This window comes from gamma proteobacterium symbiont of Lampromicra miyakona, from assembly GCF_059730895.1.
The window spans coordinates 3929905-3948723 of the sequence record NZ_AP035932.1; the positions used below are offsets into that span (position 1 = coordinate 3929905).

Sequence of the window (18819 nt, forward strand, 5' to 3'; positions counted from 1 at the left end):
ATGCTGAAAGTATTGGTGCTTTTCCTGCTGCTGATTGCCGGCATTGTGCTGGGACCGATGGTTGCCGGCCATCAGGGCTACGTGCTGATCCAGACCGATAACTGGAACATTGAGACCAGCGTCACCGGTCTGGCCATCATCCTGATTCTCAGCCTGCTGGTAATTTTGCTGGTTGAATGGATTCTGCGTCGCCTGTTCCGCACCGGCGCCCGCACCCGCGGCTGGTTCACCGGGCGGAAACGTCGTAGCGCCCAGCGTCACACGCAAAGCGCGCTGATGAAGCTGGCGGAAGGCGATTATCGTCAGGTAGAAAAGCTGCTGTCAAAGAATGCCGATCACGCCGATCAGCCGGTGGCGAACTATCTGCTGGCGGCGGAAGCAGCGCAGCAGCGCGGCGATGAAATCCGTGCTAACCAGCACCTGGAGCGCGCCTCTGAGCTCTCCGAGAACGATACCATTCCGGTTGAGATCACCCGCGTGCGACTGCAGCTGGCGCGTAACGAAGATCACGCCGCACGTCACGGTATTGATCGCCTGCTGGAAGTGGCGCCGCGCCATCCGGAAGTGCTGCGTCTGGCCGAGCAGGCTTATATCCGCACCGGCGCCTGGGGCGCACTGCTGGATATCCTGCCCTCTATGCAGAAGGCGCAGATTAACGATGAGAACCAGCGTAACGCGCTGCAGCAGCAGGCGTGGCTGGGTCTGATGAATCAGGCTATGGCCGATCAGGGCAGCGAAGGCCTGAAAAAATGGTGGCAGAACCAGAGTCGCAAGACCCGCCAGGAGACCGCGCTGCAGGTGGCGATGGCTGAGCATTTGATCGAGTGCGACGATCCGGACACCGCGCAAAGCATCGTGCTGGAAGGGCTGAAGCGTCAGTATGACGATCGGCTGGTGCTGCTGATGCCGCGCATCAAAAGCGGTGACCCGCAGGCACTGGAGAAAGCGCTGCGTCAGCAGATTAAGCAGCACGGTGCCACGCCGCTGTTGCACAGCACGCTCGGCCAGCTGCTGATGCGCCACGGTGAATGGCAGCAGGCCGCAGAAGCCTTCCAGCAGGCGCTGGCACAGCGTCCGGATGGCTTTGACTATGCCTGGCTGGCGGACGTTTACGATCGCCTGCATCGCCCGGAAGACGCGGCTAAAATGCGTCGCGAAGGTCTGTTACTGACGCTGAAGAACAATCCTGGCGCCTGATTTTACTGTTGTTGTTTTTGTGCACGCCGGGCCAGTCCCGGCTTTTTTTTGCCTGAAAGAGCGTGCAGGGAATGCGGCATCAATCCGTAAACGGCAGATAAAAAAAACACCTGCCAGAAGCAGGTGTAAGATCAGGTCGGTAAGACAACTGATGGTATCCGACTCAACGTAATGTCCTTCTTACTGCAGTAGCGCGTGCACGTTACTGCCAGCTGGACAACGGATACCGTAAGGGGCTCTGCATCATTCCCAGGTTTATGTTGCATTGGCAAACATAAGAGGTGGAATGAGCATCTACGCTGAGATTATTGCACAAAGCGTGCCAGAATGGCATGAATCACGGGAAGTTATTTTATATCAGTCAGTTAGATAATCCCTGCCTGCTAACAGCGGTTACGATGTCGCGAAAACGCGACAGACCGGTTTAAAGCTGTCTCCGCTGAGCGACAGGCTGTGCAAGGAAAGGTAAGGCTGTTGAAAATCAGCAGGTTAGGTGTCGTGTAATAGCGACAATCGCTACGCCCGGCGCAAACCTCCTTCGGAGGTTCTCATCCTCTTTTGCTACAGACGAAAAAAGCCCGCTTTTTGCAAAGCGGGCTTTTCGAATATGGTCGGCGAGAGAGGATTCGAACCTCCGACCCACTGGTCCCAAACCAGTTGCGCTACCAAGCTGCGCTACTCGCCGATTTTGTACTGCCTGTTACTGCTTACTTGTTTTGCCTGGTGCGAAGAGAGGGACTTGAACCCTCACGTCCGTAAGAACACTAACACCTGAAGCTAGCGCGTCTACCAATTCCGCCACCTTCGCATGTCCCAGCAAAATCTGGGGTGGCTAATGGGACTCGAACCCACGACAACTGGAATCACAATCCAGGGCTCTACCAACTGAGCTATAGCCACCATAATTCTGGTGCGTAAGCGTAACCGCTTACTTAATGCACTGCATAACGCGGTTAAACCAACCACCGAAGCTCTTGCGCACAAACTAAATGGCGCGCCCGACAGGATTCGAACCTGAGACCTCTGCCTCCGGAGGGCAGCGCTCTATCCAGCTGAGCTACGGGCGCGTAGCGCCGTTGCGGATGGGCATACTACGTATTTGACTCCAGGCTGTCCAGTGCTTTTTCATAAAAAAATCGCGTTTGCTTACGCTTTGTGCATTCCGTCGATAAATAACGCAATTTGCCTGCTTAACCTGCCGGAATTACAGCACTATTCCTGCCGCGTTACAGATCGCCGCGCCAGTGATAGCGTAAATATTTCAGCAGTTTTAACTGACGACGCCAGCGTGATGGCTGACGTATCAGGCGATACAGCCACTCCAGCCCTAATTGCTGCCAGATGCGCGGCGCACGCGTGACGTGGCCGGTAAAGACATCATAGGTGCCGCCGACGCCCATATACAGCGCGTGCGGCCAGTGTTCGCGACAGTCGCGCATCAGCAGCTCCTGGCGCGGCGATCCCTGCGCCACGGTCACAATCTGCGCCCCGCTGGCGGCAATGCGTGCAAATAGCGCCTCGCGTTCGGCTGGAGCGAAGTAGCCGTTCTGGCTGCCCACGATGTTGACATTCCACTGACGGCGTAATTTATCGCAGGTTTCCTGCAGCACCTGCTCACGCCCGCCGATTAAAAACACCGGAATACCGCTGCGGCCCGCCTGTTCCATCAGCGCTTCCCACAGATCGGCGCCGGCGATGCGGTTCACCGTCAGCTGCGGGTATTTTTTTCGCAGCGAACGCACAATGCTGATGCCGTCCGGGTATTTGATCTCCGCGGCGGCGATCAGCGCGCGCAGCTGGGCATCCTCTTCCAGCGTCAGCATCTTTTCGGCGTTGATCGCCACCAGCGTGCCGCTGCGCGGCTTGCCGTCCGGCAGCAGAAAGTGAAGAAAGCTCGCCATATCGGCGAAAGCGTGTAAATCGATGCCGCGCAGGGTATAACGCGGATGATCGGTTTCCATGGTCGGTATTTCCCGTCAGGCCCGGAGGTTAAGCAGAGCGCGATAAAACTGGCTCCGCGCGCGGGCGAATCAGCCCGGCACGCGCTAACAGCCAGAAAAGTAACTTCGCCAGCCCAACACAGGCGGCGAAAATCAGGCAAAAGAACACCACGCGCGAGCCGAAGGCATCCAGCCCTTCGCGCGCCAGCACGATCATATTGAACACCGCGCCAAAGCAGAAGCTTTGCAAAATGGCACCGCTGTAGCGGTTGCCGGCTTCGCGCCCCTGCTGGTAGAGAGAATCAAACCCTTTCATCAACAGCCCGACCGCTATCGCCCCAAGGGGAATAAAACCTGCGCCACCCATGATCAGCAGCGAACCGAGCAACGTAGGTGAAATCGCCAGCCCGGAGTGGTTATTCAGCACTTCCCAGGTGAAATAGTTGGCGCTGTTGAGCACCATCGATGGCCGATCCGGCCACAGCCAGCCCGGGATAAACACGTAGAAATCACGCCAGATCGGGGCCAGCCCCTGAAAATCGATTTTGTCGTAATTCTGCAGCAGCAGCGCAAGGTTTTCCCACGGCGAAAAGGTGTCGCGCGTCAGATAGAGAAACGTGTAAAACGCTTCATCACCCACCACGTCGAGATTGTAACGACGCAGCGCCAGCCAGAACATGCCGCCAATCGCCATCACGCCGGCTCCCACCAGCATCCACAGCGTAATCCAGCCGCGCGTAATGCCGATGAACAGGAACAGCGCAAAGGCGATGATGATATTGGCGCGCGTCCCGCCCACCAGCGCATAGGTCAGCAGACCAAACGCCACCGTGATCAGCAAAAACAGCAGCCACTGGCGCTGGGTAGGATTAAGGAAATAGCGGATCAGCATCGCCGGAATGAAGAAGTAGAAAAAACGCTTGAGCGCCACGCCGGACACTTCGCTGGAGAAGATCTGGTTATAAGCCGACAGCCGGAACAGCAGCAGGCCGTTATGCATAAAGAACACCGTGACGGTTCCCACCGCCACCAGCGCCAGCAGCAGGCAGGTCAGATGGGTTTCCACCCGGTTCATCGTCAGCCAGGGTTTGCGCGGCACCGCCTGCGCAGGCCGCAGCCGCACTTTGTAGCTGACGTAATAGATGGCGTAGAAACTGGTGGCGGCCAGCAGCGCCTGCAGCAGATAGTCTGCCGGCACCACGCTGACGTTAAAGCGGAACACCAGCACGCTGGTCAGCGGAAAGCCAAAGTAAAAGGTCAGTAAAAACAGCAGGGTAAAGAACAGGTGGAAATTAAAACGCACCCGTTTAAATTCGCGCCAGGTCAGCGTCAGAATGAAGCCCAGCGAAAACAGATACACCACCAGCAGACCACTAAACTGCAGCAGGCTCATGTTGACTCCCTTTCACTCTCCGCCAGCGCGTGGCGCCATCCCGCCAGATAGCCCGGGGCAAAAAAGGCGATAGCGGAACGATCGCACTGCGCCAGCTGACGCTGCGCCTCCGCCACGCGCGTGCGATCCAGCGCATCAGCGCTGAACAATACCGGCAGCCCCTGCTCGCTCAGGTCACGCCAGAACGGATTCTTACGGTTGACCACAAACGGAATGCCGGCCTGAATCAGCAGGCACAGCGTACCAATGCCCTGCTGACGCTCGAACATAAAATAACCGAGCTGACAGCGACTCAGCAATTGCAGATAGGCAGTGAAGTCGATTTTGTCGCGCAGCAGCGTCACCTGGCCGCGCGGAAACAGGCGCTGCGCGGCAGCATCAATCTCATCGATGTACTCATAGTTGCTGGCCGGATAACCGAGCGGGATCACCACGTTAACCTGCTCACCAAACTGGCGGCGAATCGCCTGCAATCCTTCAATGTGCCGGTTGCTGCGATCGCCCGAGTTGCCGAGCAGAATGGTAAAGCTGTCGCTGGCGGCAGGGGCGGGTATCGCGGCCTCCGGCATACGCGTTGGAAAATAGAGCAGCGAAGTGGGCACGCGCGGATGGCGCTGCTGGAAAAAGTGCAGATCGCCGCGCGTGGCAAACACCTGCGCCATGCGCCCCTGGGCGATACGCCGCAGCAGATAAAACAGGCGGTACTTTAGCCCGGCGCCCTCTTCATAGAGATCGGCGCCCCAGACGTGCCAGAACGCCTGCTGTCGCCGCAGCTTGCCGCTGAGCAGCGCCAGCCACAGGCGCGGATTGAACTGGCCGTGAAAGAAGAAGCGCTGACGGCGATCGGCGGCGCGTGCGATCACCGCCTGCGCCAGCGCGCGCTTGCTGGGATACACGTCGATCTGCAGTTGAGGATAGGCCAGCAGGGTATCCGGCGCGGCCGATACCACCATAAACTGACGCGGCGCGTCGGCTGGCGATTCAACGCTCATGACGTCGTTAAAGAAGCGCAGCAGCGTGTGATTGTGATGCGGGATATCGGAGCCCAGCACGTGAAATAGCATCATTTTTTCCGGCAATAAATCAAGAAAGCCCCACAGCAAAGGGCAAAGTAGAGCACGTAGGTCGCCATATAAGCCTGCGCCGCGCCCGCCGTTCCGTGCAGTGGGATCAGCCAGTGCGCAAAGGCGGTCAGCAGCACAAACTGGCTGATTTCCGTGAGAATATAAAAGCGCAGTGAGGCTTTGGCGATCACCAGGTATCCGAAAACATAGGCGCCTACTTTAAAGACGTCACCGCACAACTGCCAGACAAAAAGATCGCGCATGGCGCTGAACTGCGGGGAAAACAGCAGCCAGATGGCGACATCGCGCAGCAGCCAGACACAAAAGCTGGCCGCCGCCACCGCCGGCAACACAAAGCGCAGCGCACGGCCAATTTCGCGCGCGATGTCGGCTTTATGCTCCAGCCGCGCCAGCGTTGGCAGCAGCCAGACGCTGAACGTGGCGGTGATAAATTGCAGATACGCATCGGAGATGCTGGTGACGCCCTGCCACAGCCCGACCTGCGCCCAGCCCTGCTGTTGCGCCAGCAGATTACGCATCATCACCCAGGCTACCGGCAAGGTCACGGCCGTCATCAGCGCCATCAGGGTAAATTTGGCCAGATTACGCGCCAGCGCCGGCTGCCACTGGGGCATCAGCCAGCGCAGCGGCAGTTCCTCGCGGTGGCGTCGCAGCATCCACAGCGCCGGCCCGACCAGCAGCGCCGGCACCAGCGCCAGCCCGACCAGCGCACCAGCATAGCCACCCAGCCACCAGCACAGCACATAACCCACCACGCCGATCAGGCTGCCGGCGATCAGCGCCAGCGCGTTACCGCGCGCATCGCGAAAACCTTTCAGCAGCGCCAGCGTCAGGTTGGCCCAGGCAATGCCCAGCTGCAAAAAGGCGACGATACGCACCACGTTTTGCCAGGCCGTGTGGCCAAACAGCGCCCGGCTGATGGGCTCCGCCGCCAGCAGGAACAGCAGCGCCAGCAGCGTGGAAAACCCCAGCACCATTGCCGATGCAGTGCCGGTCACAGCGCGCAACTGCGCCGGCTGCTGGCGGAACTGCGCGACATAGGTGGTTACGCCGTTGAAGATACCCGCGCCGGCCAGCACGCCGAGCACGGTAATCAGCTGGCGAAAGTTACCCGCCTGGCCGACGCCCTCGGGGCCGAAGCTCACGGCCAGCAGTTTCACCACCAGCAGGCCAGCGACAATTTTTACCAGCGTGGACGAGGCGGTCCACACTGAGGCTCTGGCTAACGACATCAGGCAAAGAAGCTCAGCAGCGAACTGATTACCGTACGCTGGTTGTTGTCCGACAGGTTGTAGAACAGCGGCAGCCGCAGCAGGCGCTCGCTCTCGCGCGTAGTGAACGCATCCGTGCCGTGGAAGCGGCCAAAACGCGTGCCGGCCGGTGAGGAGTGCAGCGGGATATAGTGGAACACGGTGAGGATCTCCGCTTCCTTCATCCAGTTAATCAGCGCCTGGCGATCCTCGCTATCGCGCAATTTGAGATAGAACATGTGGGCGTTGTGACGGCAACTGGCCGGCACCGCCGGTAACGCAATGCGTCCGCTGGCCGCCAGCGGCTGCAGCGCGTCGTAATAGTTTTGCCACAGGCGCAGACGCTGCTGGTTGATGCGTTCCGCCGCTTCCAGCTGTGCCCACAGATAAGCCGCCTGCAAATCCGCCATCAGGTAGCTGGAACCAATATCGCGCCAGGTATATTTATCCACCTGTCCGCGGAAGAACTGGCTGCGGTTGGTGCCTTTTTCGCGGATGATCTCCGCACGCTCGATCAGTTTCGCCTCGTTGATCAGCGTAGCGCCGCCTTCACCGCCGGCGGTGTAGTTTTTCGTCTCATGGAAGCTAAAGCAGCCAATATGGCCGATGGTGCCCAGCGCGCGCCCTTTGTACTGCGACATCACGCCCTGCGCCGCATCTTCAATCACATACAGCTGGTGCTTCGCCGCCAATGCCATGATGGTATCCATCTCGCACGCCACGCCCGCGTAATGTACCGGCACGATGGCGCGCGTTTTCGGCGTGATTGCTGCTTCAATCTGCGTTTCGTCGATATTCAGCGTATCCGGACGCACGTCGACGAACACAATGGTGGCACCGCGTAGCACGAAGGCGTTGGCGGTGGAGACAAAGGTGTAGCTCGGCATGATCACTTCATCGCCGGGCTGGATATCGATCAGCAGCGCGGCCATCTCCAGCGAAGCGGTGCACGAGGGCGTCAGCAGCACTTTTTTGCTGCCAAAATGCTGCTCCATCCACTGCTGACAGCGCCGGGTAAAGCCGCCGTCGCCGCACAGCTTGCCGCTGGCCATCGCCGACTGCATATAGTCAACTTCGGTGCCCACAACCGGGGGCGCGTTAAATGGGATCATCAGGCTTTCCTGTAAAACCAGTAGGCGGTGCTTTCCAGCCGGGCACCGCTGCGTAAATAGAGGCGCATCGCCGTAAGATTGCTGAGCTGGGTCGCGACCCGCAGACGCTCGAGCTGGCGCACCCGGCCCCAGTCGGCAGCTGCCAGCAGCAAACGCTGCCCGACGCCGTTGCCCTGCGCCGCCGGCAGCACCGCCAGCAGACCGATACGCGCGTCACCGGCGACTTCGCGCATGGAGACGAAACCCTGCAGCGCGCCCTGCTCGTCGCAGGCGATTAGACACTGGTGATCAAAAGTGCCGCGCACCGCGTTCTCAATCCACTGTGCGTAGAAGCGGCCGCTGTCTTCAGCGTCAAACCAGGGGGCACGAAAGCGGCTCTGGCTAAACGCCTGGGCCGCTGCCGCGCGCAGCTGCGGAATCTGCGCTTCGCGCGCGATACGCACGCCGGTCTGCCGTTCGGTGCGTTTGATATTGATCGCCAGATCCGCTTCGCCTTCCACCAGCTGAAAACCATGCTGGCTCAGCGCATCTATCGCCGCGCTGTCCTGCGCCGGCACCTTAACCTGCCACAGCGTGTAAGGCTGCTGCAGCGCCTCGGCCAGCGGCACATCGCCGTCCAGCGTCAGCCGCGCCGTGGCGCAGCGGAAGAAGTCGCTCTCCCACGCGAGGGGATCAATACTGACGCGGACGGGCATGCAGAATATCCAGCAGATACTGGCCGTAGCCGGTTTTGGTCAACGCCTGCGCCGCTGCCAGCAGCTGCTCATCGCTCAGCCAGCCGTTGCGCCAGGCAATCTCCTCGAGGCAGGCAATTTTAAAGCCCTGGCGTTTCTCCACCGTTTGCACGAACACGCTGGCCTCAATCAGGCTGTCGTGGGTGCCGGTGTCCAGCCAGGCAAAGCCGCGCCCCAACAGCTCCACCGCCAGTTCGCCCTGCTCCAGATACATCTGGTTGATGGCGGTAATTTCCAGCTCGCCGCGCGCCGAGGGCTGCACCTGCTTCGCAAACTCCACCACGCGGTTATCGTAAAAGTAGAGGCCGGTGACTGCCCAGCGCGATTTCGGCTGCTGCGGCTTCTCTTCAATCGACAGCGCGTTGAAGTCGTCATCAAACTCCACCACGCCAAAACGTTCCGGATCCATGACCTGATAGGCAAAGACCGTGGCACCGTGGCTGCGCGCGGCCACCTTTTTCAGTTTCGGACTGAAGCCCTGGCCGAAGTAGAGATTGTCGCCCAGCACCAGACAACAGCTGTCGTCGCCAATGAAGGATTCACCGATGATAAAGGCCTGCGCCAGGCCATCCGGACTCGGCTGCTCGGCATACTGCAGCTGCAGGCCAAATTCACTGCCGTCACCCAGCAGCCGCTCAAAATGGGCGCGATCGTCCGGCGTGGTAATAATAAGAATGTCGCGAATCCCCGCCAGCATCAGCACCGACAGCGGATAGTAGATCATCGGTTTGTCGTACACCGGCAGCAGCTGCTTGGATATCGCCCGGGTTATCGGGTGCAGGCGTGTGCCCGAGCCACCGGCTAAGATGATACCTTTCATCGTTGCTCCTCCTGCATGCGTGCTTAATGCGGGGTGGCTAAGCCCAGACGCTCGCCGCGATAACTGCCGTTGAGAATCGCCTGCCACCACTGCGGATTGGCCAGATACCACTGCACGGTTTTGCGGATGCCGCTGTCGAATGTTTCCTGCGGCGTCCAGCCCAGTTCACGGGCGATTTTACTGGCATCAATGGCATAGCGCAGGTCGTGGCCGGGACGATCGTGAACAAAGGTGATCAGTTCCCGGTAGCTGCTCAGCCCGGCAGCGCGCTGTTGCGGTGCCAGCTCATCCAGCAAATCACACAGCGTCTCCACCACCTCAATATTGCGCCGCTCGTTGTGGCCGCCAATGTTGTAGGTCTCGCCCACTTTGCCGCTGCTGACCACGGTGTACAGCGCGCGGGCGTGATCTTCCACATACAGCCAGTCACGAATCTGGCTGCCGTTGCCGTACACCGGCAGCGGCTTACCGGCCAGCGCATTGATAATGGTGAGGGGAATCAGTTTTTCCGGGAAATGGTAAGGGCCATAGTTGTTGGAACAGTTGGTGACCACCACAGGCAGTCCGTAGGTGCGCAGCCACGCGCGCACCAGATGGTCGCTGCTGGCTTTGGTCGCCGAATAAGGGCTACTCGGGGCGTACGGCGTGGTTTCGGTAAAGAAATCTTCCGTGCCGTGCAGATCGCCAAACACCTCGTCAGTGGAGATGTGGTGCAGGATGAAGCCCTTCTTGCGCTCATCCGTCATGCCGTTCCAGTAATGGCGCGTCGCCTCCAGCAGCTGGTAGGTGCCGACAATGTTGGTTTCGACAAAGGCGATTGGCCCGTCAATCGAGCGGTCCACGTGACTCTCAGCCGCCAGATGCATGATGCAGTCCGGCTGGTACTGCGCCAGCACGCGATCCAGCGCGGCGCGGTCGCAGATATCGACCTGCTCAAAAGCAAAGCGCGCATCCTGCTCAACCGGTGCCAGCGACGCCAGATTGCCGGCATAGCTCAGCTTATCCACCACCACCACCCGGTGGTCGGTATTGGCAATCAGGAAGCGCACCAGCGCGGAGCCAATAAAACCGGCGCCGCCGGTGACTAAAAACTGTTTCATCGCCAGACTCCTTTGGTATCCACAATCCACGGCTGCGTCACCTGTTCAGGGGTAACGGCGCGGAACTGTGCATGATCGACCAGCATCACCAGGATGTCAGCGTGTTGCAGGGCATCAGCCAGCGGCACCAGCGTAGCGCGTTCGGCGAGCTGCGGCGGAATATCCGCCACATGCGGCTCGACCACCCAGGTGCGGCCGCTGTGCCAGCCCGCAATACGCTGCGCCACCGACATCGCCGGGCTTTCACGCAGGTCATCGATATTAGGTTTGAATGCCAGACCGAAGCAGGCGATGGTCACGTCCGTGGCACGCTTGCCGCTGGCCGTCAGGCACTCGGCCAGCGCCTGTTTAACCTGATCCAGCACCCAGCCCGGCTTGGCATCGTTGACCTCACGCGCGGTTCGGATCAGCCGTGCCTGCTGCGGGTTTTGCGCCACGATAAACCACGGGTCGACCGCAATGCAGTGCCCGCCAACGCCCGGTCCCGGCTGCAGGATATTGACGCGCGGATGGCGGTTCGCCAGCGCAATCAGTTCCCACACGTTGATCCCCTGTTCGGCGCAGATCAGCGACAGTTCGTTGGCAAAGGCGATGTTCACATCGCGGAAACTGTTTTCCGTCAGCTTGCACATCTCTGCGGTGCGCGCGTTAGTTTCCACACACTCGCCGCGCAGGAAAATGCGATACAGCTCGCTGGCGCGCGCCGAACAGGCCGGCGTCATGCCGCCAATCACACGGTCATTTTCCAGCAGCTCGACCATCACTTTCCCCGGCAGCACACGCTCCGGGCAGTAAGCGATAAACACGTCAGGCTGCTCGCCGTGCTGCGGGAAGCGCAGATCCGGGCGCGCCGCCGCCAGCCATTGCGCCATCTGTTCAGTAGCGCCCACCGGCGAGGTTGATTCGAGGATCACCAGATCGCCGGCCTTCAGCACCGACGCAATCGACAGCGCAGCCGCCTGCACGTAGCTGAGATCCGGCTGATGATCGCCGACAAACGGCGTCGGCACGGCAATCAGAAAGGCGTCGGCAGCTTCAGGCTGGGTGGTGGCGCGCAGGTTGCCGTTGTGCACCGCTGCACGTACTGCGTCGCCCAGCTCGGGCTCGACGATATGAATTTCGCCGCGATTAATGGTTTCCACCGCGCGCGCATTGATATCCACGCCGATGACCTGTTTCCCGTGCGAAGCAAAAACGGCTGCCGTCGGCAGCCCAATGTAGCCCAGTCCGATAACGGAAATGGTTGAAAAACGCATAGTTAAACTCTGTGTTGTTTAAGTGCCTGCAGGATGCGCGCGCAGGCATGGCCGTCGCCATACGGATTGTGCGCGCGGCTCATCGCCTGCCACGCCTCGTCGTCCTGCAATAGCAGGCTGACTTCAGCAACAATTTTATTCACGTCGGTGCCGACCAGCTTCACCGTACCGGCCGCGACCGCTTCCGGCCGCTCGGTGGTTTCGCGCATCACCAGCACCGGTTTGCCCAGCGACGGCGCCTCTTCCTGGATGCCACCGGAATCGGTAAGAATCAGCCAGGCGCGATTCATCAGCCAGACAAACGGCAGGTACTCCTGCGGCTCAATCAGAATGATGTTGTTGATACCGCTCAGAATACGGTTCACCGGCTCGCTGACGTTAGGGTTGAGGTGCACCGGATAGACAATTTGCAGCTGCGGATGCTGACGCGCCAGCTGCGCCAGCGCGCTGCAGATGCGTTCAAAGCCTTCGCCAAAGCTTTCGCGCCGATGGCCGGTAACCAGAATCAGCTTTTTGTCGGCCTCAAGGAACGGGTAACGCGCCGCCAGGCGGGCATTGAGATCGGCATCATCCAGCACGCGATCGCGTACCCACAGCAGCGCGTCGATCACCGTATTGCCGGTGACGAAAATGCGCGCATCGGGCAGATTTTCGCGCAGCAGGTTTTGCCGGGAATTTTCTGTCGGCGTGAAGTGATAGCTGGCGAGATGGCCGGTCAGGGTGCGGTTGGCCTCCTCCGGCCACGGTGACATCAGGTTACCGGTCCGCAGACCCGCCTCAACGTGGCCCACCGGAATCTGATGGTAAAACGCGGCCAGGCTGGCGGCAAAGGTGGTGGTGGTATCGCCGTGCACCAGCACGACGTCTGGCTGGAAGTCCGCCAGCACGGTTTTCATGCCCTGCAAAATGCGGCTGGTGATCTCGGTCAGCCCCTGTTCGGGCCGCATAATATTGAGGTCATAGTCGGGCTGCAGCCGGAACAGGCGCAGTACCTGGTCAAGCATTTCACGATGTTGTGCCGTCACGCACAGGCGCGATTCGAAGGCAGCATCCTGCGCCAGTGCCTGCACCAGCGGAGCCATTTTGATCGCTTCAGGGCGCGTGCCAAATACAGTCAGAACTTTCACGCGGATTCTCTTAGTGACGGTTGGCGAATGTTGCACGCGGACGACGCACCAGCGCTACGCCGGCACCCACCAGCGCACCGATCGCGCCCCACATCACCATCATAAACAGACGACGTGGGCTATCGCGGCTGACCGGCTCTTCCGGCGTGCGCAGGTAACGGTAGGTCTGGAACGGTTTATCCAGACGCGGCCCGGCCTGCAGTGTGTTGAGCATCGCCCTGTTTTGATCATAGCTTAAATCGTAAGCAGGTCCGCTGGCTTGCAGGGTATCCAGTTGCGCCTGCAGCATCTGCTGCCCCAGCAGGAAGCGATCGCTGTCCGGCAGCGCTTCTCCGCTGACCGGCGCGCGGTTCTCTTTAATGCCCTGCTGGCTGGCCACTTTCAGCGCCTGCTCAATGCGCTGGCGGCGGCGATCAAACACCGCCTGCGCCACTTCCTGCTGACGACTGACCTGCGCCTGCAGCTGCACGCTGCGCGCCTGCCACGCACCTTTGAGCTCATCGTTGAGATGGCGCGCGGCGCGTTCGCTGGCATAGGCAATGTACTGCCGCAGCAGATTGTTGGCGTCGCCGGCGGTCTCCGCAATCAGCTTAATGTTATCCAGCGTATTGTGAGTGGCATCGGCCGGGGTGAACTGAATGTTCGTGATCAGATCGTCGAGCAGCGCGGCATCATTGTGCGCATTACCGCTTTTGCGGCTCTTATAGTAATCAGTCTGCAGCCAGAAATCGCGACGCGTATCCCACGACGCCAGCTGCATGGTGAACTCCTGATAGACCTCATCCATCACCGTCGGCGCAGGCGTATTCAGGCTGACGGTCTCGTTGCGCACATCCAGATTATTGAGGAACTGCTGCTGCACAAAGAATGCGCCCAGCATATTCACCGTCGGCCGATCGGTCACCGCCGTGGCGCTCCAGGATTGCTTCATTAACACGGAAGCCAGCCACGCCAGCAGCGCAAACAGCAGCGCCAGGCCAATAATCCAGCCTTTGCCGCGCCACAGCGTGCAGCCGAGGCCGCGTACATCCAGTTCGTTCTCCACAACGACAGAGGTCATAACAAAAGTGTCCTTATCCGGGTACTTATCTGGGTAATTATTTTTTCTCTTCGCCGCTGCTTTGCCAGCGACGTTTGATACGACGGATTTTGCGCGCGACGCGCCATGCATGTTTCAGGCAATAACCGTAAAGGAGGAAAGCAGCGAGGAACAGCGCCAGCATGACCCACTCGGGAATAAATGCCAGATATTCGCCCAGCACGCCAATCCCGGCCAGCAGCGCGGCGGCCACGGTAATCAATAAAAATGCCTGCCGGGAGGTAAAACCGGCCCGCATGATCAGGTGATGGATATGCTGACGATCGGCCGAGAACGGGCTCATGCCCTTGCGCAGGCGACGATACATGATCGCCACCATGTCCATCAGCGGAATAGCAATCAGCCACAGGGCGGTGACTGGCGTGATGGGATGGCTGAGGCCCTGCGTCGTTTCCAGCAGAATCCAGATGATAGTGAAGCCGATCATGGTACTGCCGGCATCACCCATAAACACTTTATAACGGCGGCCTAAAAAGCCGAGATTAAGCAGAATGTAGGGAATGGTGGCGGCGATCATCGCGAAGCACCACATCGCCAGGCTGGTCTGTCCGTCAAAATAGAGGATGATGCCCATCGCGGCGAAGGTGACGCAGGATAAGCCACCCAGCAGACCATCAATACCGTCCACCATATTGAAAGCATTGATCGCTGCCCATACCGCGAACAGCGTCAGCACATAGCCGAAAGGCCCGACGATCAGCTCGACCGGACCTATGATAAACCCCAGGCTCAGTAAATAGAGTTTTGCCCCGACCATCATCACGATGGCGATCGCCGCCTGAACCACGGCACGGATTTTGACGCTGATATCAAAGCGGTCATCGAGCGCGCCGACCAGCACCAGTACCCCGGCGCAGAAAAGGTACAGTACGGCGTGCGGCAGATAATAATTTGAGATGGCAAAGGCGAAGCAAATCCCCGCATACACGGAGATACCGCCGACTAACGGAATGGCGCCATGGTGTCGTTTTCTGGAATTCGGCGTGTCCACAAGCCCAATTTTTTTAGCCGCTTTACGAGCAAAAAACAGGAACGCTAAAGAAAAAAGAAAAACTAAACCAAGCTCAGTACTCATAGTGAGTAAATTCACGTTAACGCTCTCAGCTAAAATCATGGACAACAATAAGCAATTTTCCCGCCATTGCTGTATATCCCTGGTCTGAATTCTGTCGCAGCGCGTGCGTTTGCTGAAAAAACCGCCGCTTTGCTGCCTCAGTCAATATGTCTGCTTCCTGACAGGCATAATCCTAATGCCCACAAATGAAAAACGCCACGTTAAGACGTGGCGTTAGTCATAAATCCTGGCATTTTGTGCCGTTAGCCGGCTGGCTCAGGCCGTTACCGGCGGCAACAGATTACGAGCGTTTCATCATATCGAAGAATTCGTCGTTGGTTTTGGTCATTGCCAGTTTATTGATGAGGAACTCCATTGCATCAATTTCACCCATCGGATGGATGATTTTGCGCAGGATCCACATCTTCTGCAGCTCTTCCTGAGAGGTGAGCAGCTCTTCTTTACGCGTACCGGAACGGTTGTAATCGATAGCCGGGAACACGCGCTTCTCAGCGATTTTACGTGACAGGTGCAGTTCCATGTTACCTGTACCTTTAAACTCTTCGTAAATCACTTCGTCCATCTTCGAACCGGTATCAACCAGCGCGGTGGCGATGATGGTCAGGCTGCCGCCCTCTTCCACGTTACGTGCCGCACCGAAGAAACGCTTCGGACGATGCAGGGCGTTGGCGTCAACACCACCGGTCAGGACTTTACCCGACGCCGGCACTACGGTGTTGTAGGCGCGCGCCAGACGGGTGATGGAGTCCAGCAGGATGATAACGTCTTTTTTGTGCTCGACCAGGCGCTTAGCCTTCTCGATCACCATCTCTGCAACCTGCACGTGACGCGAGGCCGGTTCGTCAAAGGTAGACGCGATAACTTCGCCTTTCACCAGACGCTGCATTTCGGTTACTTCTTCCGGACGCTCGTCAATCAGCAGCACCATCAGCACGCAGTCAGGGTAGTTGTACGCAATGCTCTGCGCGATGTTCTGCAGCAGCATGGTTTTACCGGCTTTCGGCGGTGCGACGATCAGACCACGCTGACCACGACCGATTGGCGATGCCAGATCCAGCACGCGCGCCGTCAGGTCTTCGGTCGAACCGTTACCACGCTCCATGCGCAGACGGTTGTTCGCGTGCAGCGGCGTCAGGTTTTCAAACAGAATCTTGCTACGGGCGTTTTCTGGCTTGTCGTAGTTAACTTCGTTAACTTTCAGCAGCGCAAAATAGCGTTCACCTTCTTTCGGTGGGCGGATTTTGCCAGAAATGGTGTCACCAGTGCGGAGGTTGAAGCGGCGGATTTGGCTGGGAGAAACGTAGATATCATCGGGACCGGCGAGGTAGGAGCTGTCTCCGGAGCGGAGGAAACCAAATCCATCCTGCAGTATCTCCAGCACACCATCACCGAAGATGTCTTCGCCGCTCTTCGCGTGTTGTTTCAGGATGGCGAAAATAATGTCCTGTTTGCGCATACGCGCCAGGTTTTCCAGCCCCATATTTTCGCCGAGAGTAATCAGCTCAGAAACCGGCGTATTCTTTAATTCGGTAAGATTCATAGTGATGGGTTCTTAAACTCGGGGTAATTCTCGAAATGTTTGTCGTGAATGGTATGGCAAAAATTCCATGCCTGTTAATGGCTCTTTTTCAACGCTGCTCGACGGTTATCGTCAGATGTGGCGATAGGAAGCGAGGAGACGGTCGAAAGGTGATGCCGAATGTGCTAGCCGTCAGATTGCCAAACCACGAAAACGTTCAATGCGAGCTGGGTCTGACAAGGGAAAACTTTAGATGCAAACTACAAGGTAAGTGCGTAATGCAGTGAGGTCAACTTAACACGCCTGAAGGGAGACGTCCAGCAGTGGCGAAAAAATTCACCACTGCCGAACAAACACCGCGCCGGGCTTAGGCCAGGTTAGCGTTCAGGAACTCTTTCAGCTGACCTTTAGACAGCGCACCCACTTTGGTCGCCGCCACTTCGCCGTTCTTGAACAGCAGCAGGGTCGGGATACCGCGAATACCGTATTTTGGCGCAGTACCTGGGTTTTCATCAATGTTCAGCTTGGCGATGGTAAGCTTACCGTCGTACTCTTCTGCGACTTCGTCGAGAATCGGGGCGATCATTTTGCAAGGACCACACCATTCAGCCCAGAAATCTACCAGCGTCACACCGTCGGCTTTCAGCACGTCAGTGTCGAAACTGTCATCGGTCAGGTGAACGATTTTATCGCTGCTCATGTTTAACTCCAAAGATTATGCCTGGCGAATTGGCGTAAAATATACCAACGTAGGTTGACTTTATTTCATCGGATACGCTTTCGTAAAGCGATAGTAAGCTGATATTCTACCACACTATGAGCAAAACACACTTAACAGAACAGAAGTTTTCCGACTTCGCCCTGCACCCACAGGTAGTGGAAGCCCTTGATAAAAAAGGCTTTCATAACTGCACGCCGATTCAGGCGCTCGCGTTGCCTTTTGCGCTTTCAGGGCGTGATGTCGCGGGTCAGGCGCAAACCGGTACCGGCAAAACGATGGCGTTCCTGACGTCAACGTTTCATTATCTTCTTTCTCATCCTGCTGCTGAAGGCCGCCAGGTTAATCAGCCACGCGCGCTGATCATGGCACCGACGCGTGAGCTTGCGGTGCAGATTCATGCCGATGCCGAGCCGCTGGCGCAGGCCACCGGTCTGAAGCTGGGCCTGGCCTATGGCGGCGATGGCTATGACAAGCAGCTGAAAGTGCTGGCAGACGGCGTCGATATTCTGGTGGGCACCACCGGACGCCTGATTGACTACGCCAAACAAAATCACATCAACCTCGGCGCCATTCAGGTCGTGGTACTGGATGAAGCAGATCGCATGTTCGATCTCGGCTTCATTAAAGACATTCGCTGGCTGTTCCGCCGCATGCCGCCGGCCACCCAGCGCCTGAGTATGCTGTTCTCGGCCACGCTTTCTTATCGCGTACGTGAACTGGCGTTCGAGCACATGAACAACGCCGAATACGTTGAAGTTGAGCCCGAGCAGAAAACTGGCCACCGTATTAAAGAAGAGCTGTTCTACCCTTCGAACGAAGAGAAGATGCGTCTGCTGCAGACCCTGCTGGAAGAAGAGTGGCCGGACCGCGCCATCGTCTTCGCCAACACCAAGCACCGCTGTGAAGATATCTGGGGCCACCTGGCTGCCGATGGTCACCGCGTGGGCCTGCTGACCGGCGACGTGGCGCAGAAAAAACGCCTGCGCATTCTGGACGACTTCACCAAAGGTGACGTGGATATCCTCGTTGCCACCGACGTCGCCGCGCGCGGCCTGCACATCCCGGCAGTTACGCACGTCTTCAACTACGACCTGCCGGACGATCGCGAAGATTACGTGCACCGCATTGGCCGTACCGGTCGTGCTGGCGCCAGCGGTCACTCCATCAGCCTGGCCTGTGAAGAGTACGCGCTTAACCTGCCGGCGATTGAAGAGTACATCGGTCACGGTATTCCGGTGAGCAAGTACAACAGCGACGCCCTGCTGAGCGACCTGCCGCCACCGAAACGCCTGCAGCGTAACCGCTCGGGCAACGGTCCACGTCGCGGTGGCAACAACAGCAACCGTCGCGGCGGTGCCCCGCGCAACAACAACCGTAAACGTTCGGGTTAA

At 58.4% G+C, this 18819-nt stretch carries 16 protein-coding genes and 4 tRNA genes; 2 read left to right on the forward strand and 18 right to left on the reverse strand.

The window, feature by feature from the left end; translation table 11 throughout:
- Positions 1-1197, forward strand: a complete 1197-nt coding sequence (hemY, locus tag AC6I8P_RS18480; protein WP_058775512.1) for a protoheme IX biogenesis protein HemY — start codon at positions 1-3, stop codon at positions 1195-1197.
- 608 nt (positions 1198-1805) lie between these two features.
- Here hemY and AC6I8P_RS18485 read toward each other — a convergent pair.
- The 18 genes from AC6I8P_RS18485 to trxA form a co-directional block, all read right to left on the reverse strand.
- Positions 1806-1882, reverse strand: a tRNA-Pro gene (locus tag AC6I8P_RS18485).
- Between the two features lie 36 nt (positions 1883-1918).
- A tRNA-Leu gene (locus tag AC6I8P_RS18490) sits at positions 1919-2005 on the reverse strand.
- Positions 2006-2021: 16 nt separating this feature from the next.
- Positions 2022-2097, reverse strand: a tRNA-His gene (locus tag AC6I8P_RS18495).
- 90 nt (positions 2098-2187) lie between these two features.
- A tRNA-Arg gene (locus AC6I8P_RS18500) sits at positions 2188-2264 on the reverse strand.
- Between the two features lie 159 nt (positions 2265-2423).
- Positions 2424-3158: a lipopolysaccharide N-acetylmannosaminouronosyltransferase gene (gene wecG, locus AC6I8P_RS18505; RefSeq protein WP_021506979.1), complete on the reverse strand. Its 735-nt coding sequence runs from the start codon at positions 3156-3158 to the stop codon at positions 2424-2426.
- A gap of 28 nt (positions 3159-3186) precedes the next feature.
- The gene (gene wzyE / locus AC6I8P_RS18510) at positions 3187-4530 is read right to left on the reverse strand and encodes an ECA oligosaccharide polymerase (RefSeq protein WP_238561281.1); all 1344 of its coding nucleotides are present in this window, start codon (positions 4528-4530) and stop codon (positions 3187-3189) included.
- Positions 4527-5597, reverse strand: a complete 1071-nt coding sequence (wecF, locus tag AC6I8P_RS18515) for a TDP-N-acetylfucosamine:lipid II N-acetylfucosaminyltransferase (RefSeq protein ID WP_498030861.1) — start codon at positions 5595-5597, stop codon at positions 4527-4529. Before wecF ends, wzyE begins: the two co-directional genes overlap by 4 nt.
- Entirely contained in the window at positions 5594-6847 is a 1254-nt protein-coding gene (wzxE, locus tag AC6I8P_RS18520) for a lipid III flippase WzxE (protein WP_058771060.1), read from the reverse strand. The genes wecF and wzxE overlap by 4 nt, the downstream gene beginning before the upstream one ends.
- A complete protein-coding gene (gene rffA / locus AC6I8P_RS18525) occupies positions 6847-7977 on the reverse strand; it encodes a dTDP-4-amino-4,6-dideoxygalactose transaminase (RefSeq protein ID WP_021506983.1) in 1131 nt (376 codons plus the stop codon). The genes wzxE and rffA overlap by 1 nt, the downstream gene beginning before the upstream one ends.
- Entirely contained in the window at positions 7977-8672 is a 696-nt protein-coding gene (rffC, locus tag AC6I8P_RS18530) for a dTDP-4-amino-4,6-dideoxy-D-galactose acyltransferase (RefSeq protein ID WP_058758102.1), read from the reverse strand. Before rffC ends, rffA begins: the two co-directional genes overlap by 1 nt.
- Complete coding sequence (gene rfbA / locus AC6I8P_RS18535) at positions 8650-9531, reverse strand: glucose-1-phosphate thymidylyltransferase RfbA (RefSeq protein WP_021506985.1); 882 nt, start codon at positions 9529-9531, stop codon at positions 8650-8652. The genes rffC and rfbA overlap by 23 nt, the downstream gene beginning before the upstream one ends.
- Positions 9532-9554: 23 nt before the next feature.
- Positions 9555-10631 carry a dTDP-glucose 4,6-dehydratase gene (gene rffG / locus AC6I8P_RS18540; RefSeq protein ID WP_215800478.1) on the reverse strand — a complete coding sequence of 359 codons (1077 nt, stop codon included), beginning with the start codon at positions 10629-10631 and terminating at the stop codon, positions 9555-9557.
- Entirely contained in the window at positions 10628-11887 is a 1260-nt protein-coding gene (wecC, locus tag AC6I8P_RS18545; protein WP_262264945.1) for a UDP-N-acetyl-D-mannosamine dehydrogenase, read from the reverse strand. The genes rffG and wecC overlap by 4 nt, the downstream gene beginning before the upstream one ends.
- A gap of 2 nt (positions 11888-11889) precedes the next feature.
- Positions 11890-13014: a non-hydrolyzing UDP-N-acetylglucosamine 2-epimerase gene (gene wecB / locus AC6I8P_RS18550; RefSeq protein WP_166712334.1), complete on the reverse strand. Its 1125-nt coding sequence runs from the start codon at positions 13012-13014 to the stop codon at positions 11890-11892.
- Positions 13015-13024: 10 nt separating this feature from the next.
- Positions 13025-14074, reverse strand: coding sequence for an ECA polysaccharide chain length modulation protein (wzzE, locus tag AC6I8P_RS18555; RefSeq protein ID WP_262264944.1), 1050 nt, complete (start codon positions 14072-14074; stop codon positions 13025-13027).
- Positions 14075-14111: 37 nt separating this feature from the next.
- On the reverse strand, positions 14112-15188 hold the full coding sequence (gene wecA / locus AC6I8P_RS18560; protein WP_021506990.1) for a UDP-N-acetylglucosamine--undecaprenyl-phosphate N-acetylglucosaminephosphotransferase: 1077 nt from the start codon (positions 15186-15188) through the stop codon (positions 14112-14114).
- A gap of 280 nt (positions 15189-15468) precedes the next feature.
- On the reverse strand, positions 15469-16728 hold the full coding sequence (gene rho, locus AC6I8P_RS18565) for a transcription termination factor Rho (protein WP_021506991.1): 1260 nt from the start codon (positions 16726-16728) through the stop codon (positions 15469-15471).
- Positions 16729-17074: 346 nt separating this feature from the next.
- Positions 17075-17407, reverse strand: a complete 333-nt coding sequence (gene trxA, locus AC6I8P_RS18570; RefSeq protein ID WP_021313352.1) for a thioredoxin TrxA — start codon at positions 17405-17407, stop codon at positions 17075-17077.
- A 116-nt stretch (positions 17408-17523) separates the two neighbouring features.
- Between trxA and rhlB the strand changes: the two genes are divergently transcribed.
- Positions 17524-18819 carry an ATP-dependent RNA helicase RhlB gene (gene rhlB, locus AC6I8P_RS18575; RefSeq protein ID WP_031279615.1) on the forward strand — a complete coding sequence of 432 codons (1296 nt, stop codon included), beginning with the start codon at positions 17524-17526 and terminating at the stop codon, positions 18817-18819.

Coding starts and splice junctions, on each gene's coding strand:
- hemY (WP_058775512.1), top strand. CDS start 1: ATGCTGAAAGTATTGGTGCTTTTCCTGCTGCTGATTGCCGGCATTGTG.
- wecG (WP_021506979.1), bottom strand. CDS start 3,158: ATGGAAACCGATCATCCGCGTTATACCCTGCGCGGCATCGATTTACAC.
- wzyE (WP_238561281.1), bottom strand. CDS start 4,530: ATGAGCCTGCTGCAGTTTAGTGGTCTGCTGGTGGTGTATCTGTTTTCG.
- wecF (WP_498030861.1), bottom strand. CDS start 5,597: ATGATGCTATTTCACGTGCTGGGCTCCGATATCCCGCATCACAATCAC.
- wzxE (WP_058771060.1), bottom strand. CDS start 6,847: ATGTCGTTAGCCAGAGCCTCAGTGTGGACCGCCTCGTCCACGCTGGTA.
- rffA (WP_021506983.1), bottom strand. CDS start 7,977: ATGATCCCATTTAACGCGCCCCCGGTTGTGGGCACCGAAGTTGACTAT.
- rffC (WP_058758102.1), bottom strand. CDS start 8,672: ATGCCCGTCCGCGTCAGTATTGATCCCCTCGCGTGGGAGAGCGACTTC.
- rfbA (WP_021506985.1), bottom strand. CDS start 9,531: ATGAAAGGTATCATCTTAGCCGGTGGCTCGGGCACACGCCTGCACCCG.
- rffG (WP_215800478.1), bottom strand. CDS start 10,631: ATGAAACAGTTTTTAGTCACCGGCGGCGCCGGTTTTATTGGCTCCGCG.
- wecC (WP_262264945.1), bottom strand. CDS start 11,887: ATGCGTTTTTCAACCATTTCCGTTATCGGACTGGGCTACATTGGGCTG.
- wzzE (WP_262264944.1), bottom strand. CDS start 14,074: ATGACCTCTGTCGTTGTGGAGAACGAACTGGATGTACGCGGCCTCGGC.
- wecA (WP_021506990.1), bottom strand. CDS start 15,188: ATGAGTACTGAGCTTGGTTTAGTTTTTCTTTTTTCTTTAGCGTTCCTG.
- rho (WP_021506991.1), bottom strand. CDS start 16,728: ATGAATCTTACCGAATTAAAGAATACGCCGGTTTCTGAGCTGATTACT.
- trxA (WP_021313352.1), bottom strand. CDS start 17,407: ATGAGCAGCGATAAAATCGTTCACCTGACCGATGACAGTTTCGACACT.
- rhlB (WP_031279615.1), top strand. CDS start 17,524: ATGAGCAAAACACACTTAACAGAACAGAAGTTTTCCGACTTCGCCCTG.